General features: G+C 48.3%; 10 protein-coding genes, 1 pseudogene and 1 riboswitch. Of the genes and pseudogenes, 9 read left to right on the top strand and 2 right to left on the bottom strand.

Going from position 1 to position 16,016, the window contains the following annotated elements; genetic code table 11:
• Positions 1–36: 36 nt before the first annotated feature.
• Entirely contained in the window at positions 37–1,473 is a 1,437-nt protein-coding gene (locus SD71_RS02205) for an ABC transporter substrate-binding protein (RefSeq protein WP_041058956.1), read from the top strand.
• A 350-nt stretch (positions 1,474–1,823) separates the two neighbouring features.
• Here the strand turns inward: SD71_RS02205 and SD71_RS02200 are convergent.
• Positions 1,824–2,370, bottom strand: a pseudogene (locus tag SD71_RS02200) (N-acetyltransferase family protein).
• A gap of 140 nt (positions 2,371–2,510) precedes the next feature.
• Here SD71_RS02200 and SD71_RS02195 point away from each other — a divergent pair.
• The 5 genes from SD71_RS02195 to SD71_RS21830 all read left to right on the top strand — a co-directional run bounded on the left by SD71_RS02195 (position 2,511) and on the right by SD71_RS21830 (position 10,219).
• On the top strand, positions 2,511–6,236 hold the full coding sequence (locus SD71_RS02195; RefSeq protein ID WP_041058953.1) for a carboxypeptidase-like regulatory domain-containing protein: 3,726 nt from the start codon (positions 2,511–2,513) through the stop codon (positions 6,234–6,236).
• Between the two features lie 432 nt (positions 6,237–6,668).
• Positions 6,669–6,758: riboswitch (cyclic di-GMP riboswitch) on the top strand.
• A 76-nt stretch (positions 6,759–6,834) separates the two neighbouring features.
• The gene (locus SD71_RS21835; protein ID WP_052475862.1) at positions 6,835–7,878 is read left to right on the top strand and encodes a copper amine oxidase N-terminal domain-containing protein; all 1,044 of its coding nucleotides are present in this window, start codon (positions 6,835–6,837) and stop codon (positions 7,876–7,878) included.
• A 135-nt stretch (positions 7,879–8,013) separates the two neighbouring features.
• Complete coding sequence (locus SD71_RS02185; RefSeq protein ID WP_041058950.1) at positions 8,014–8,457, top strand: DUF2663 family protein; 444 nt, start codon at positions 8,014–8,016, stop codon at positions 8,455–8,457.
• 16 nt (positions 8,458–8,473) lie between these two features.
• Positions 8,474–9,313 (top strand): D-amino-acid transaminase, encoded by an 840-nt coding sequence (dat, locus tag SD71_RS02180; protein ID WP_041058948.1) that lies wholly within the window; start codon positions 8,474–8,476, stop codon positions 9,311–9,313.
• Between the two features lie 24 nt (positions 9,314–9,337).
• On the top strand, positions 9,338–10,219 hold the full coding sequence (locus SD71_RS21830; protein ID WP_052475861.1) for an alpha/beta hydrolase: 882 nt from the start codon (positions 9,338–9,340) through the stop codon (positions 10,217–10,219).
• Positions 10,220–10,297: 78 nt separating this feature from the next.
• Here SD71_RS21830 and SD71_RS02170 read toward each other — a convergent pair whose 3' ends face one another.
• Entirely contained in the window at positions 10,298–12,541 is a 2,244-nt protein-coding gene (locus SD71_RS02170) for an S-layer homology domain-containing protein (RefSeq protein WP_041058946.1), read from the bottom strand.
• Between the two features lie 549 nt (positions 12,542–13,090).
• Between SD71_RS02170 and dcuS the strand changes: the two genes are divergently transcribed.
• The 3 genes from dcuS (at position 13,091) to SD71_RS02155 (ending at position 16,013) form a co-directional block, all read left to right on the top strand.
• Positions 13,091–14,701 (top strand): DcuS/MalK family sensor histidine kinase, encoded by a 1,611-nt coding sequence (dcuS, locus tag SD71_RS02165; RefSeq protein ID WP_041058943.1) that lies wholly within the window; start codon positions 13,091–13,093, stop codon positions 14,699–14,701.
• Positions 14,694–15,449, top strand: coding sequence for a response regulator (locus tag SD71_RS02160; RefSeq protein ID WP_082033993.1), 756 nt, complete (start codon positions 14,694–14,696; stop codon positions 15,447–15,449). Before dcuS ends, SD71_RS02160 begins: the two co-directional genes overlap by 8 nt.
• 105 nt (positions 15,450–15,554) lie before the next feature.
• Positions 15,555–16,013: a tripartite tricarboxylate transporter TctB family protein gene (locus tag SD71_RS02155; protein WP_041058940.1), complete on the top strand. Its 459-nt coding sequence runs from the start codon at positions 15,555–15,557 to the stop codon at positions 16,011–16,013.
• Positions 16,014–16,016 lie beyond the last annotated feature (3 nt).

Genomic DNA, 16,016 nt, shown 5'->3' with positions numbered 1-16,016 from the left:
GTAGCGATCATTTCATTTTCGAAAAGGGGAATTTCCATGAGAAAGATTTCTGCAATTTCGCTTTGTCTTGTGTTGCTGGCATCCTTGCTGGCGGCATGCGGCGGCGGCAGCAACAAAGGCGAACAGGCGTCCGCACCGACGAACAGCAGCACGCCGTCGAGCTCCGGGGATGCGTCCGAGACGCCGAAAACGGCGGAACCGGTCACAATCAGCATCTACTATCCGAACCCGGACCAAACCGAATTGAGAGCGATTGAAGACGCAAAAATCAAACGCTTCGAAGAGAAGTATCCGCACGTTACGATCGAGAAAAGCGATTGGCACTACAACGTGAACGAAATCGGTATCAAAATGGCGGCAAACGAGGCTCCGACTTTCTTCAATACCTGGGCGACGGAAGCGAAGTTCCTGGTCGAAAAAGGCTGGGCGGCCGACATTACGGAACTGTGGAACAATTACGAGTTTAAAGATCAAATCAATCCGATTCTGCAAAACCAATTTATTATCGACGGCAAAGTGTACGGAGTCGCGCAAAAAGGGTATGTGACAACAACCGTCGTCAATAAGAAAATGCTTGATGAAAAAGGCGCAGCGGTTCCTTCCTATGACTGGACTTGGGACGACATGGTGAATACGGCGAAAGCGGTTGCCGACCCAGGTAAAGGAATTGCGGGCATTGCGCCGATGGGCAAAGGCAATGAATCGGGCTGGAACTGGACGAATTTCCTATTCCAAGCCGGCGGAGACATCCAAAAGGTGGAAGGCGGCAAGGTGTCGGCAGCGTTCAACTCGGATGCCGGCGTGAAAGCGCTGGAATTTTACAAGAAGCTGCGTTGGGATGCCAATGTCATCCCACAAGATTGGGCACTCGGTTGGGGTGACGCGGTCGGCGCCTTTGCACAAGGCCGCACGGCGATGGTGATTGCAGGTGCCGAAGGTCCTTTGGATCAAGCGCTGAACCAAGGCGGTCTTAAACCGGAGGAGGTGCTGGTCTATCCGATGCCGGCAGCTGAGAAAGGCGGCAAACATACGGGCGTTCTGGGCGGCGACTACCTGGTGATCAATCCGAATGCAACGCCTGCCGAGCAAGAAGCGGCATTTAACTACATCACATTTGACTATTTTTCCGAGGACGGCCTGAAGTCGCTGGAAGACAACATCAAGAAATTCAAGGATGAAGGCAAATTCTACGTACCTCCGCACATGGATTATTTCAACGCCGACTCGGACTACGGCAAGAAGGTGCAAGACATTCTTGCGAAATATGACAACGTCTACCGTTACAACGCGGAATCCAATGCGCTGCTGGACGGCAAGCCTGAAGCCCAATATAATACGCAAGATTATTACGGTGCGATGACGAACGTCATCCAAGAGATTTTCTCCAAAAAAGACACCGATGTGAAAGCGAAATTGGATGCGGCGGCCAAGACCGTTCAGGAGCAATTCTTTAACGCGATTAAAGTGCAATAATCATCTCTTATGACGGAGGGTTGCTCCAGGCAGATCGCCATCTGCAGGGGGCAGCCCTTCTATTCATTTGCGGCTGCATCGGGGTATGAATCCTGATCGGGCATGAACATTGTCACTGTCCCAACAATTGTAACGGGCGCATACGCCCAAAATGTCCTTAAACACACGATGTTCCTGACAAATAGAAGCGGATGCGGACAAAATGGGCGTATCAGCAGACACTTGGCTCAAGATTAGCCTTCTTCCCTTGCTGATACGCCCAAAACGTCCTTAAACGCAGCATTCCATTATCAATTTCCCGCTGATGCGGGCAAAATGGGCGTAAGGCGCCCTGTAGGACTACGCAGATATCAATCATGAAACCTTCCCATAATAATGGTGTTATAGTATTTACCGTCAGCAAGGATTTTGTCGTTTTTTTAATATACCTTCAATCTCAAAGCCAAGCTTTTTATACAGGTTAATAGCTTTATCATTTGTTTCCAGAACATTCAAAGTCATTTTTTTAATGCCGTTGGAGTCCGCCCAAGAAACAGATTCTTGCAGCAGATTTTTCCCAATGCTGTATCCCCAAAAGTCTTTTAATACGCCTACTCCGAATTCCACTTTATGAGAGAATCTATTTAAATAAATGCCTTCGCATCTTGAAAACCCGACGATCCGATCATCCACTTCAGCAACTAAAAATAAGTTTCGCGGCTTCTCAGTGTCCGTTTTTATAATCTGGTGGAACCCTGACGCGTCTATGAAGGCCTCCCCTTTTTCTCTGTCCAAATTTTCGGTCTCACCATCAATCTGTAATCTTAATTCAGACAAATCTTGCGCATCTTTCTCGATTGCAGATCTAACAGTGTACTTTAGCCCGTTAACGTCAAATTCTTGTTTGTTAATTATCATGGTAAACTCCCATTCTTACTCACAATAGAAAAGTTTCAGATAGGCAATTATAGGATACATAACCTTATCTGTCGATATTGCATCACTCACTATGGCGGCCCCTAGAACATACTTCAGGGGTCTATTGGAGGTTGAGAAGTTTGATTAAAAAGCAACTGGTATCTCTATTAGTGTTTTGCCTCATTTTCTCATTTGGCGTTACTCCCGGGAGTCATGCGGCGGAAACGAGCATCGTGCATTACATAATTGACAACGACGATCTGAGCACCGGATTAACGAATTGGGAGACAGGCGATGCATCCAAGTTCGCCGCGCAGAAGCATCTGACTTTGAAACAGGGTGCTGCGCTGTGGCGGGCAATTCCGATTACAGGTAACGGTAACGCCCCTGCTGCGGGGGATTCCGTCTATGCAAAAGCGACGTTCATTTTGAATGGCGACGTAACGACAGACGCTAATGTATTGATCCGGTTGAACGCCGGAAGCACTCTGGCGGAGATCAACGACTTGAGCGGGCTGCAACGCGGCAAAGAAGCGGAATCGACAACCAAGTTTATCGACAATAACGGTGTCATTCCGGTCGGCCAGAACGACTTGTGGATCGAAATTCACAACGATACTCCCGGAACGATCGAAATTGCCAAAATCGTCGTCTGGGGGGAAGCGAATGGCGTTGTCAAAAACTATGCGACATACGATTTCTCCTCAGGCATGGCGGGCTGGGACAACAACGGAACGGACAAATCTTATTTGACAAGCTCGCTTCTTATGCAGCCCGGCGCGGCGGCATGGCGCAGTGTTCCTTTTGGAGACGGCAGCGGCGAGCCGCAAGCAGGCGACAAAATACAAGTAAAATCCGACTTGTTCGTCGAGGATGGCGTTAACCGGACGGACGGCGTATTTGTTCGGGTTCATGACGCGAAGGGAACGCAGGTCGATATTAATGATATTGCAAATACGCCGCGGGGCACTTGGTTTACGGCGCAGGATTCCGTCAGGACGAACGGCGGTATCCTTCATGACGACGCGGTGGAAATTTGGGTGGAGCTGCACAATGAAACGGACAAGCCTGTAAGGATCCGAAATATCGGCATATCCGCCGAGCGGGAAGAATCGATATCCAAATATGATGTCAATGGAGACAACGCCGTTGATGCCAAGGACGAAGAAGCGCTGACCGCCATGCTCCGAACCGGCAAGCCGGATTTGAAATACGATTACGACGCTGACGGGCAGCTTACAGGCAAGGATTTGTCCTTTTTCCGCAAATACGGGCTGAAAAGAGCAGATGAAGTCTACCTCAACCTGAAGCATTTCAATTTTATGAATGAGAAAATAACGATCGACGGCGTCCCCATGTTCATTACGCACCTGTACTCCGAACCGGTCGACCGCAACGATTTGTCCAGAGGGTACGAATGGGTCGGAGACCCGCAGGAAGGCCTTGGGGCCGTTGACGATGTGTCCCGGTCAGTTATCGCGTATGTCGAACACTATGAAACCTATGGGGACGACTACAGCTATGACATGATCAAGCGCGGACTCGAGTTTCTGATGTGGATGCAGTATGACGACGGCGATTTTGACAATTTTGTCGTAAGGGACGCAGACGGCACCATTCATAAGAAGGACAGCCATTCATCGCAAAAAAGCTTCAGCTGGTGGGCTGTCCGGGCATATGAAGCGATGGCGAAGTCTCTTCCCCAGTTGAAGAAAACGGATCGGGAGCTTGAGGCTCGCGTAACGGCTAGACTGAATCTTTCTTTGAAACGTCTGAAGGAGAAAACGGATCCGAATTACGGACAATATTATACTTTTGGCGATGTGAAAGTGGCGAAATGGCTGCTGATGGGGGATGTATGGGTATCATCCATTGCGGTTAACGCATTAACGGAGCATTATCATGCTACCAACGACGCGTCGGTCAAAAAATCGATACGAGAATCGCTGCTCAAGCTCGGGGAAGGCATTTACATGGCAAGAAGAGGGACTTCCTTCCGAGACTTTGCTTACGGCGGCATTATGCAGCATAACGGCGAGATGACGAATCCCGACCGCTGGGATGAATGGGGAAGCATTCAGGTAAGGGCGCTCGCCTTTGCGGGCGAAATTACAGGCCAGAGCCAATGGATCGAAGCCGCTGAGCAGGCAGCGGACGCTTTCTTGAGCGATTTGCTCATATCCGGCCGGGCCGAGAATCTTCACCCCAACAAAAAACCTTATCCGCTCATCAACTACGGAACGGCGAGCTATGTGGACAATTATCTCGCGTTGTACGAAGTAACAGGCAAGCGCAAATACGCTGTGATGGCCGGATTAGCCGGCACATGGTGGACGGGCAACAATGTGCGCAGCTTTTCGATGTTCGATCAGAAAAACGGGTACGCTTACGACGGACTATATGATACGAGGGTGAACATCAACAGCGGGGGAGAGTCGCTCGCCGAAGCGCTTCGAGCATTGTTGCGGATCAATGAGAACACGGTTGCGCGATCTTATCTGCCGGGAGTAACGACAAACGCGCATATCGCACAAACGATTGAGATCGAAAATTTGTACAAGGGCACCGCGCCGGCCGATATCGAAATGACGCTTCCCGGAGGGGAGCTGAACGTACCGGAGAAGGCGGTTATGAAGCAAGATGCGGATTCCGGTTCCGACGAAGCAAAAATTTATGAAGATGCCATGCAGGTCGGGGCCGATACGCTGATCTACCCTAACTGGAAGGGGCAGAAAACGATTTTCGTTGCCGCGAGCGGGCATAACAATATCCGGCTGTTCGATGACGGAGCGATCCGGACCCGAATTCCGCTCGATGGTGGGCAAGGCGGCTTTAAGCCAGGCGATTCTGTCAGGCTTCAGTTTAACGGACGGGTAGAGTTCGATACCGGACTGCGCGCAGAAGTGGCTGCGATTAACGCCGCAGGAGAAGAGACGATTGTCGCCGACGCCAACGACATGAGCTATCATCCCCGCACGTGGTATGCGGGTGAAAGTGCGGTAAGCACGACACCAAGGGCTGCGATCCCGGAAGGCACGGTGGAGTTGGTTGTGCGTTTTGAGGTTGACGCGGATAATCCGAAACCGTATGAAGGCTATGCGTCAATTGCGGATGCGAAGATCTATAAGATGACCGTCCCCGAAGTGCGCTACGCAAGCCCGGACTCTTCCGGCGGCGCCTATGTCGAAATGCCGGCGGGACAACAGAAGACGTTCGCCGTTGAAGTACCTAAACCCGGCGTATACGATATCATGTTAAGCTCGGTTGCGGCGGGGGGAGACGGTGCCGAGCCGGCTGTGGTCATCGGAGTCGATGATCAAGCCGGGAAAGAGTTTCCGCTGCAGAACGCACCTTCCGGCCATGTCAGCTTGAAACGGATTGCAACGGTTTCCTTAACGGCCGGCAAGCACGAGCTGCATTTGAAAAATCCCAGCCAGTCCTTCAAGGCTAATATTGACGCAATCATCCTGTACCCGATTGAGTCCGGCGTTGTTATTTCGACAGCGGACGGCGGACAAACACAAGTGGTGAGAGACAGCGTCAGCGGCACCTTGTTCGTGGGAACACCTGCAGATGCGGCTGCGCGCGACCGCATTTCCGTCAATGCGGTGACCAACGGCGTTCGCGGGGGTCAAAGGGTAACAGTCAGCGGAAAAGTAACAAACGGTGCGGGAAAGGCCGTATCGAACAAAATGGTCACGATTGCGATAGCCAATGTATCCGCCACAGGCAAAACCACGGATACGGGTGACTTTACCGTGCATCTGGCTTTGCCGTCATCCATAGAGCCCGGCCAACACCGGGTGACAGCCAAGACCGGTACAGGAGAAGGTACAACATGGATATTCGTTAACGGCACGAAATGATAATTCAATATCGAGGAAGGGGTGCCGAATGGCACCCCTTTCGTTTTATTACATCCGATTAATTTAGTTGGGCGCAGAGTGATCGTGTAAGTCCGATAGCCGGACTTAAAGCTCGAGATTGAGCGTTGAGTGCATCGTGTAAGTCTGATGGTTAGCCTTACAGCTGGATGTTGAGCGTTGAGTGCATCGTGTAAGTCTGATGGCCAGCCTTACAGTGCAAGGTGGAACGTTCTGTGCATCATTTAAGTCCGATAACCGGCCTTACAGTTCGCTTCGCGGGGGAATTTGCTCGTGTAAGACGGTTATGCCGCCTTACAGAAAGGGGTGCCGCATGGCACCCCTTTTGCTTTTTAACATCTCATTAAATCTTCTAGAAAATCGAATTTTCCATGTTATTCCACAAATTTCGATATAATGATATAATCTATGCACCGCCGCACATGGCAAACCCATTGAAAGATGGGGACGCAAAGCTAAAGGGGCTACCGCCGGGATAACAGGCCATGCCAGCCAGCTGCCGGACGAGTCGTTATGAACGAACTTGCCGGACTACGCGACGTAGTCTTTTTTTATTATATTTTCAAGGAGGAAAAGGAAAGTGAAGAAAAAAGCGAGATCACTGATGACAGCCACGTTGGCCGCGGCATTAGCGGCAGGCTTGGCACTCTTGCCAGTCCATGCGTTGGCTAAGAATGACCACGCACAAGGCGCCTCGAAGCAAGAAGGTTCCAGCACCGAAAAGCAAGGCAAGACAGACTCCGCATCGGAAGCGGATGTAGAAAAGAAAAGGGGATTGCACCGCGCTATTGAGCAAGTGAAAGACACCCCTGCCGAAGAGACCATTTCCATTCTGCTATCGTCCAAGTATGAGGTGGATGAAATCATCGAATCTCTGGACGAGCTTTCCGAGAGCGGAGAATCCGCCGACTTGACTGGGGAACCAGCAGCTGAAGCGGACGTCGAAGCGGTGGCGGATGCAATTCGTAAAGGACATAAGGAAGGCAAGTACAAAGTAACATACGAAGGTCTGACACAACTGGCGGACGTATTCGATCAATTGGACAAGCCGGCAGAGGCCATCGATACGCAAGAGGAGGCCATTGCCGAGAATCCGGCTGATTTGGAAGGCTACAAAAAGCTCGGTAAGCTCAAGAAGAAAGCAGGCAAAGCAGGTTTGCAGGCTTTTGTAAATGGTGAGGCGGTTGTCTCCGATGTTGAGCCGTTTTTCATCAAAGGACGTGCCATGGTGCCTTTCCGCGCCATCGCTGCCTCTTTGAAAGCCACAGTGGAGTATAAGGAAGACGGCACAGTAACCGTCACCAAAGACGGCGTTGTGATCGAACTCAAAGCAGGAAGCACTACGGCTTTGGTAGACGGTAAGGAATATACGCTGTCGGCTGCGCCGATTGTGAAACATAACAGAGTGTTTGTGCCTTTTCGTTTCATTGCTGAAGCGTTCGCCATGAAGGTTGGATACGAGCCGGAATCGGGGAGCGTGATCGTTAACGATCCGGCGGAGAGCACTGACGACGGATCCGCTCCGGAAGACGCCGCTGCGCCCGCCGATACGGTCACACCGGATTCCACCGGTACACCTACAGATATGACACCGGCTGAACCGACGCAGTCCCCGGCATCTTAATCTAATAGCATCGTTTAGCCAGCCGCATATTGTGTTCGCGACAAACAGTTGACAGGTCAATTCCTGTCAGCTGTTTTTTTTCGAGTCTCATATTTCATCGGAAGACAAGCATATACATTACCGGAGGTGGTATGCATGAGTGTGAACAAGGATCCGGATTTAAGCGATTTAAACCTGCCTAACGACATCATAATGATGATAAAAGAATTAATGAAGCGGAAGGACAAATTGGATCATGCCAAATTTCTCAACACCTCGGTGTCGATGATCAGTCTCATGCTCGTGTTCGTATTGGTCATTTGGATGAATAAGATTGGCTCGCTGAATGTTCAGGGAATACTTTCTGCTTTCGCGAACCCGATATCCTTTTACTCTATATTTTTTATGATAGCATTGTTAATATACTCTAGAAGTCTCAGCGTCAAACATAAAAAGGCGAAAGACAAATATGAGGATTTGCGTAAAGAAGTCGTAACGAGGCTTGACGCGGACTGGGTGTTAAATTATCGTTCCAATAAGAGAGACAAACTGTCTGAAAGGCTGTCTTCCAAAGACATTAATATCAGATTTAAAAATTAGGATGGAGGTTCCGGTTATGGCTTATGTATTGATGAACGACGATTTTGTATCAAGGGAAGCCGCACGAGTCGACATAGAAGATCGGGGCTATCAGTTTGGTGACGGCATTTATGAAGTGGTCCGCGTCCATGGCGGGAAATTGTTTAAAATGGACGAGCATTTATCCAGATTCGTTCGCAGTACCTCCGAAATCGGAATAACGCTGCCTTTCAGCGTTGAAACGATCAAAGATAAGCTGCTGCAGTTATTTGAACTGGACCCGCTGGAGGATGGGATGATTTATTTTCAGGTAACCCGCGGCACGGCACCCCGCATCCATCATTTTCCGGAGCCATCCGTACCTGCGCGATTGATCGCTTATACGAAAACATCGGCGCGCCCGGCCCAGCTGCAGCAACAGGGCGTTCAATGTGTATTTGCGGAAGATATCCGTTGGTTAAGATGCGATATCAAAAGCTTAAATCTGCTGGGGAATGTTATGGCTAAACAACAGGCGAAAACGGCAGGTGCATATGAAGCGATTTTGCATCGGGGCGAGATGGTTACGGAGGGCAGCTCGACGAATGTCTTCATCGTTAACAATGAGACGCTATATACTCATCCGGCCAATAACTTTATATTAAACGGAATTACTAGAATGACCATTCTTGAAATGTGCGCCAAATTAAATATCAAAGTCGTGGAGAGCACATTCACAACGCAGGACCTGCTCGAGGCTGATGAAGTTTTCATATCCAGTACCAACATTGATGCGATGCCCGTCATCCAGGTGGATGGCCGACCAATAGGCAGCGGCAAACCGGGTGCTTTGACAAAGGCGATTCAAAGGGAATTCGAGCAGCTTTTCAATAGCTGACAAGCCACATATAGGGAGACAACTATGCTGGAAGAGAAAAAGATTGTGTTACCGAATTCCCTAGGTATTCATACCAAATATTCCATTGATGAAAAGCCTGTCATTCTATTTATTCATTTCAGCGGCGGCAACTTACGGATGTGGGATGGCATCATTCCGCAATTTGAGAGGGAGTACAGCATCGTGGCTGCCGATCTACGGGGACACGGTAAGTCGGATAAACCATTGCAGGGTTATCATATCGACGACATGGCGAACGATCTGTATCTCCTTTTGAAAGAATTGAACGTGGAAAAATGTCATGTCGTGGGCAGCTCGCTGGGAGCCGAGGTTGGCGTAAGTTTGGCCGCTGCGCATCCGGAGATGGTGTTGTCTTTAGTGTGCGAAGGTGCGCTCTATAACGAATTCGGGGAATTTGGGTTGTTTAACGGGCTCGTGGAAGAATTCGAAAATAAAAAACAAACCTGGCTCGCCGAGTTGGCCCAAAGAGAGGATCCCGTATATCCGTCAGTTGCTGAGTTTATGGAGAAGAAGAAAGGTGCTTTCGAGGAGGACGGCTTGTGGAATCCGTATTTTGCGGCGTTCTTCGAAGGCAGTGTTGAAGAGAAGGACGATGGCACCATCGGTCATTATTTTTCCAATCATGTGAGAACCGAATATATGAAAAGTTACTGGGATCTCCGTTTTGAAGACTACTACCGAGAGGTAAGGTGCCCGGTTCTGTTCCTCCCCAGCGAAGAAGAATGGAAAAATGAAAGAATTCATCACAGTCTTCATGCCTTCGCAGGCATGCTCGAGAAGTCGCAAATCCAGCTTATTGACCGGTCCCTGCATGCCTACGTATGGATGCAATTCGCCGAAGCGGCCGGCGGAGCCGTCAAATCTTTTATCCGCAGATATGAGTAAGACCCGACGCCTGTAGGCAAAAACAAATGCAGAAAATAAAAAAGAGTCAGGACCGAAGTCTTGACTCTTTTTATTATTTTATTGCAAAGCTGCTTGAACAATATGGACAGAATTATCATCTTTGCTGACGAGTTTAAATACTGCTCTTGTTGGTGGTGCGTTAGTAGCATAGGCACCAATATTCCAATTCTCATCAATATCTGGATCTGCTTTGTCTCCAATGCCGAACAAGTCCGTCAAGCCTGGATGATTGCCATCAAGTAACTTTTGCTTAGCCGTGTTGGTAGCCAACAGAGTGTTGCCGTTATACAAGCTTATCTCTGCCGACTTAAAGTCACTGCTTGTGGTACCATCGGGGAAGTTTATATTAGCTTGGAAGACGGTATTTGGAGGATATTCACCCCATGTTTTATCTTTGTTCGGCTCGTAAACCTTTAGAGTAGGATCCAATACCAAGCCGTCACGTGCAAAGACGACTCTGTAATAGATTGGAACGCCTGCTGCAAATTCATTTGTTGTTTCCTTGAGAGATCTATCTGCTTCAGTACTTCCAACTGGCATTGTGATTCCGTCACCGGAGGAACCATCACTTAGCATCTTAAGTGACTCAATCTTGTTTCTTGTAACTGTAAGATTTGAGAGTGTTGCATTCTCCAGCGATATGGCATGTTTTTCGTTACGAATGATGTTATCGGTGATAGTGGCTTTGGTCTTCGCACTGTCCACGATAATACCGATCCATCCGTTTTCAATGGTGGTATCACTGACTGTGAATTGTGTGCCAGTGCTTCCGGTCTTATCGCTGATGCCGATGGAATCAGTACCATCTATGCTTACAATTTTACTATTCAGGATTTGTACACCGGTATAATCCCCAACCATTACTCCATAGAACCAATCAAAATCTTGATTATTGTAAAATTTAGACGGGGTGATTACAACATTATCAAGGATAACATTGGAGGCTTCGATAGCAATGCCTTTGTTGAGACTTTTTGCCTGACCATCAATGCGTACGGATCGATTAATCTGTAAATAATCCGCCTCTTCCTTGTTTGTGAAGGTTACATTTCCAACCAGTTTGATAGTAGGTACATTTGTTTTTGCTAAAGCTGCCAATAACTCGGTCTCTGTATCAACCTCTGCGACAACAATCGTTTTTATTGAGTATGATGCTTGTCTTCCATTGTTCATAAGAATATTGAATGGCTTAGTGTCTTCAACACGATTGTTCAAATCAACCCAGATCAGATAAGCGTTACCCCAGTTTGCATCTGTAGTCATGTTTGCTGGTGAGGAGTGACTAAAGCTAAGTTTCACTGGTACGCTGCTGCCGCCATAGTTAGTATGGATAAATTGCTTCATACCCTCAGTGACGTTCTCAGCATTCACGGTGAGTGTTGCACCTTCAACCGTAAACACCTTATTCACAGTAATTCCATCCACTTCTGTGCTAGCATCCGATCCACTTTGTCCGCCCCATAGTGCTGTCATGAACTTATTCAAGTTCTCCTTATTGGGGAAGTTACTTGTGTTCTCCGGCCTCGACAACGTTACTGTCGGTGTTACAGGTGTTGGACTAGGAGTTCCGCCTCCGCCGCCACCGCCGCTAGGAGGTGTGCTAGGACTAGGGCTTGGGCTTGGGCTCGGACTTGGACTTGGAGACGGAGAAGGCGACGGCGACGGCTGCGGTTGATTGCTGATAATTTCTGCAATTGCTTTAAATAAATTGATTGCCATTACCGCAGCCATTTCACGATTAGCAGCACCTTTGGGATTAAACGAGCCATCTGGAGTTCCGTTAACTAAACCGTATTTTTGCGCAATTGCTATGAAAGATTTTGCCCATGCTGCAATTTTATTTGCGTCACTGAACTTCAGAGTAGCATTGCTATCATTAATCATGCCCTTGGTTTGTAATGCTCTAACTAAAATAGTAGCAGCCATTTCTCTCGTTACGACCCCTCGAGGCGCAAACTTCCCATTACCGATACCAGTGATGATACCAGCCTTTGATGCTGCTTCCACATAGGGGAGTGACCAACCGGATACATCGCTAAAAGAAGAGCTCGTTGCATTGGCTTGAATATCCAACGCCCTTACAATAATCGCTACAAACTCAGCACGAGTCAAAGTACCCTTCGGGTTAAAATGAGTTTCATCGATTCCGTTAATAATGCCTTTTGCTTGTAATTCAAGGATCGCACTCTTGGCGTAGGATTTATTGATATCGGAAAACGACTTGGATTCTGCAAAGCTTGTAGATAGCATTGACGTCAGAATAAGTAATAATGCTAATACACCAGCTAGAGTTTTCTTCATTCTTTTTGGTTCCTCCTAATGAGTTGGTCACGATGCCTTGTGACCCCATGATAAATTGCTAACTTTGCTTGTACTCGGAAATCAGCTTCCCAGTCGAATCATGATATATGCGCTCACAGGGATACCATTGTAATCACCTCCGTTTGCGACACGAGTCGGATTTTAGGAGATATCACTTTATGTGAAGTTATTTGGTTGCAGTGATATCCATGGAGTGTTTCAGTGAGGGACTTGATGTGACTTAGGCAGCGGGGAATGACTCAGTGAAAGCCAATTATGAAACAAAATACATATAAGGGAATTATTTGGAGTTACTATGACTATTTAATCTTAGGTAAAGACAAATGAAACACCGGAAGATCCAAACACTACTCACAGTTTGGATATATTCCGCTGTTTCATTTTTTCATGAATCAAGGTTTTTCTTTTTTTCGACAAATATATACGATTAACCCGAAAAAAATTATAATGAATGACAAGTGAAATAATTCGAAATTTTACGCAATTCCAAATTGAATGCGTTTTCAGTGAGCGGAAAGGGCAGCCAATATGCGTTTGAACAACCGGTTTTTCAGCCTCCAGACCACCATCATCATGCTCGTTTGCGGCATTTTTATTTTAGCGTTATTTGTAACCGACTTTCTCATCAGCGGCAGAATCGCCGCAACGGTTCAAAACAATAAAATCGAGAAAACGTCTGATATTGCGCGGATGGTAGCCAACTCGCCTGTAGTCATGGAAGGCCTGCTGGACAAAGAAAAGGAAGGCGCCATTCAGCCTTTTGCGAACAGGATCAAAGAAGTGACGAACGTCGATTTCATTACTGTCATGGACATGCAGGGAATCAGAAAGTCCCATCCGGATCCCGGCAAGGTAGGCAAGCGCTTTGTCGGAGGGGATGAAGGCCGGGTCCTGCAAGGCTTCGAACACGTATCCACGGCAACGGGCACATTGGGCGTCTCTTTGCGTTCGTTCGTCCCTGTCTATGCAGCGGACGGGCGGCAAGTCGGGGCGGTCTCGGTAGGCATTCTGCTAGTCAATGTGAAGCAGGCCATTGCGGACAGCAGAATGATTATTTTCGCGGGTATCGGCGTCGGCGGGTTAGTGGGCTTGCTTGGGGCTTGGCTGCTCGCTCGAAAAATCAAGAAAATTCTATTCGGCTTGGAACCGCACGAGATTGCCAGACTCCTGCAGGAACGCAGCGCCATGCTGCAATCGACGAAAGAAGGGATCCTGGCCGTTGATATCAATGGCACGATCACTCTCGTAAACGCGGAGGCCGTTCGGTTGTTTCAACAGGCCGGTCTTGAAGGCGACCCGATCGGCAAAAGCGTGAAACAATTTCTGCCCAACTCACCTATGGAAACTTTGCTTCAAAAAGGCGAGGTGGTGTTGGACCAAGAGTATGATCTGGGCGTAAGCACGTGGCTGATTAACCGGGTGCCCATATCGATCGCCGGTAAAACCGCCGGAGCCATCGCCACCTTCCGGGATAAAACCGAAATTACTTCAATGGCGGAGCAGCTGACCGGTGTCCAAATGTATGTGGAGGCGCTGCGGTCGCAAGCCCATGAGTTCATGAACAAGCTCCATGTCATTCTGGGTATGGTCCATATGGGTTATCATGATCAGCTGACCAACTATGTAAATCAAATTGCGGGACATCAACAGAATGAGGTCGGCTTTATTGTCAGGAAAATCAGAAATGCGGCTTTAGCGGGATTTATTCTTGGAAAGCTCAGCTATGCGCGTGAGGTCGACGCGGAGCTGACGCTTTCAGGAGATTCTGTGCTGCCGGAGCCTGATAATCCGGAAGTGATTCATGAGCTGATCACGATCGTGGGCAACCTGATCGATAATGCTCTGCACGCGGTGCAAGGATGTGCGCGGAAAGCAGTCGATGTCTGCTTCGACTATGAGAATATGGGCTTAACCATCATAGTAAGCGATACCGGCCCGGGTATTCCCGATCATCACAAGAGCCATCTTTTCACCAAAGGTTTCTCTACCAAGGGAGATAATAGAGGCTTAGGCCTTTTCTTAGTACAGCGGAGCTTGAAACGTTTAGGAGGCACTCTGGATTTCACGTCAAAGCCGGAGCAAGGAACGAGATTTACGGTTACAATCCCATACGCAGGAAAGGAAGAAGATGATGATTAAAGTAATGATCGTAGAAGACGATCCGATGGTTGCCGAATTCAACGGACGATACCTTGAAAGAGTAGATGGGTTTAGACTAGTGGCTTCTGCCTCATCGGTGAAGGAGTCTCTCGATCTGCTTCAAACCCATGACGTTGAATTGATCTTATTAGATATATTTATGCCGGGAAAAAGCGGTTTGGAGTTACTGTCGTATATACGTAAAACAGGAAAGGCCATCGATGTGATCGTGATAAGCGCGGCTTGCGATATGCAGAGTGTTAAAAAAGCCATGCGTTACGGCGCTGTGGATTATTTAATCAAGCCGTTTGAGTTTGACAGGTTTCAGGCGGCGCTCGCCTCTTATAGAGAAGAAGTAAGGTTCATGGAGAATCAGCAAGTATTAAGCCAGGCGGAGCTGGACAAACGTCTGTTCTTTAGGGAACCGGCGGCCGGCACCTCCGAGCTGCCTAAGGGGCTGACAAGAACAACTCTGAAACTCATTTGGGATCACGTCCAACAACTCGCGCACAGTCCCTTTTCAACGGATGAGTTGGCGGCTCGGGTCGGGGTATCCAGAATCTCAGTCCGCAAGTACATTCACTTCCTTAATGAAATCGACATCTTGGTATCCGAGATCAATTACGGTTCGATCGGCAGGCCGGTCTTTAAGCACAAGTATAATGAGGCGCCGGCCAAACCATCAAAAACTATTTGTAAACTGCGCTGCAATTCTCCGCTTACTTTAATTACAAAAAGATTAACATAGTTACTTAACGTGTTTCGACACAAATCGCACATTATAATAGTCTTAATTACAGCGCTTACATTTAATTGTAAGCGTTTCAAAATGTCCAAAATCAGAGGTGATAATATGACTGAATCCATTAAACTGGCAGACCGAGTGGGCGCAATCCTTACTTTCTTATTGGGCGTCGCCGCTCTTGTCGAAGCGGCACGCTTATTTCCGGATCGCTCGGCGTTATTTGTCGGCGATCACACATTTGCCGGATTGATCGGCATTGCGCTGCTGGTACTGGGAGGATTGCTGCTTTTCCAACCGGTGCCGGCGATACGGGTGGACTTTCCGACGGGAAAAGTGTTGATGAATATCGGATTTGTCATCCTGATCATGTTTCTGTATTGGCTGCTTATTCCTATTCTTGGCTATGTACTGAGCACTTTATTGGCTTTGGCCGGTTTGTTCAAAGTGATGGGTTCTTACAGCCTCATCAGATCGTCACTATATGGAGCGCTGACAATCGCTGCGCTGTACTTACTGTTCATTTATTGGCTGAGAACACCGTTCCCGGACGGAATCTTCGGATTTTAGAGA

The sequence above is a fragment of the Cohnella kolymensis genome (assembly GCF_000829465.1).
Classification (GTDB): domain Bacteria; phylum Bacillota; class Bacilli; order Paenibacillales; family Paenibacillaceae; genus Cohnella; species Cohnella kolymensis.
The sequence above is the reverse complement of the archived record's forward strand: the minus strand, read 5'-3'. Positions and strand labels throughout refer to the sequence as shown.

Bases quoted from the DNA above. Each gene is read 5' to 3' on its own strand.
- SD71_RS02160 (WP_082033993.1), top strand. From the start codon at position 14,694: ATGATTAAAGTAATGATCGTAGAAGACGATCCGATGGTTGCCGAATTC.
- SD71_RS02170 (WP_041058946.1), bottom strand. From the start codon at position 12,541: ATGAAGAAAACTCTAGCTGGTGTATTAGCATTATTACTTATTCTGACG.
- dcuS (WP_041058943.1), top strand. From the start codon at position 13,091: ATGCGTTTGAACAACCGGTTTTTCAGCCTCCAGACCACCATCATCATG.
- dat (WP_041058948.1), top strand. From the start codon at position 8,474: ATGGCTTATGTATTGATGAACGACGATTTTGTATCAAGGGAAGCCGCA.
- SD71_RS02185 (WP_041058950.1), top strand. From the start codon at position 8,014: ATGAGTGTGAACAAGGATCCGGATTTAAGCGATTTAAACCTGCCTAAC.
- SD71_RS02205 (WP_041058956.1), top strand. From the start codon at position 37: ATGAGAAAGATTTCTGCAATTTCGCTTTGTCTTGTGTTGCTGGCATCC.
- SD71_RS02155 (WP_041058940.1), top strand. From the start codon at position 15,555: ATGACTGAATCCATTAAACTGGCAGACCGAGTGGGCGCAATCCTTACT.
- SD71_RS21830 (WP_052475861.1), top strand. From the start codon at position 9,338: ATGCTGGAAGAGAAAAAGATTGTGTTACCGAATTCCCTAGGTATTCAT.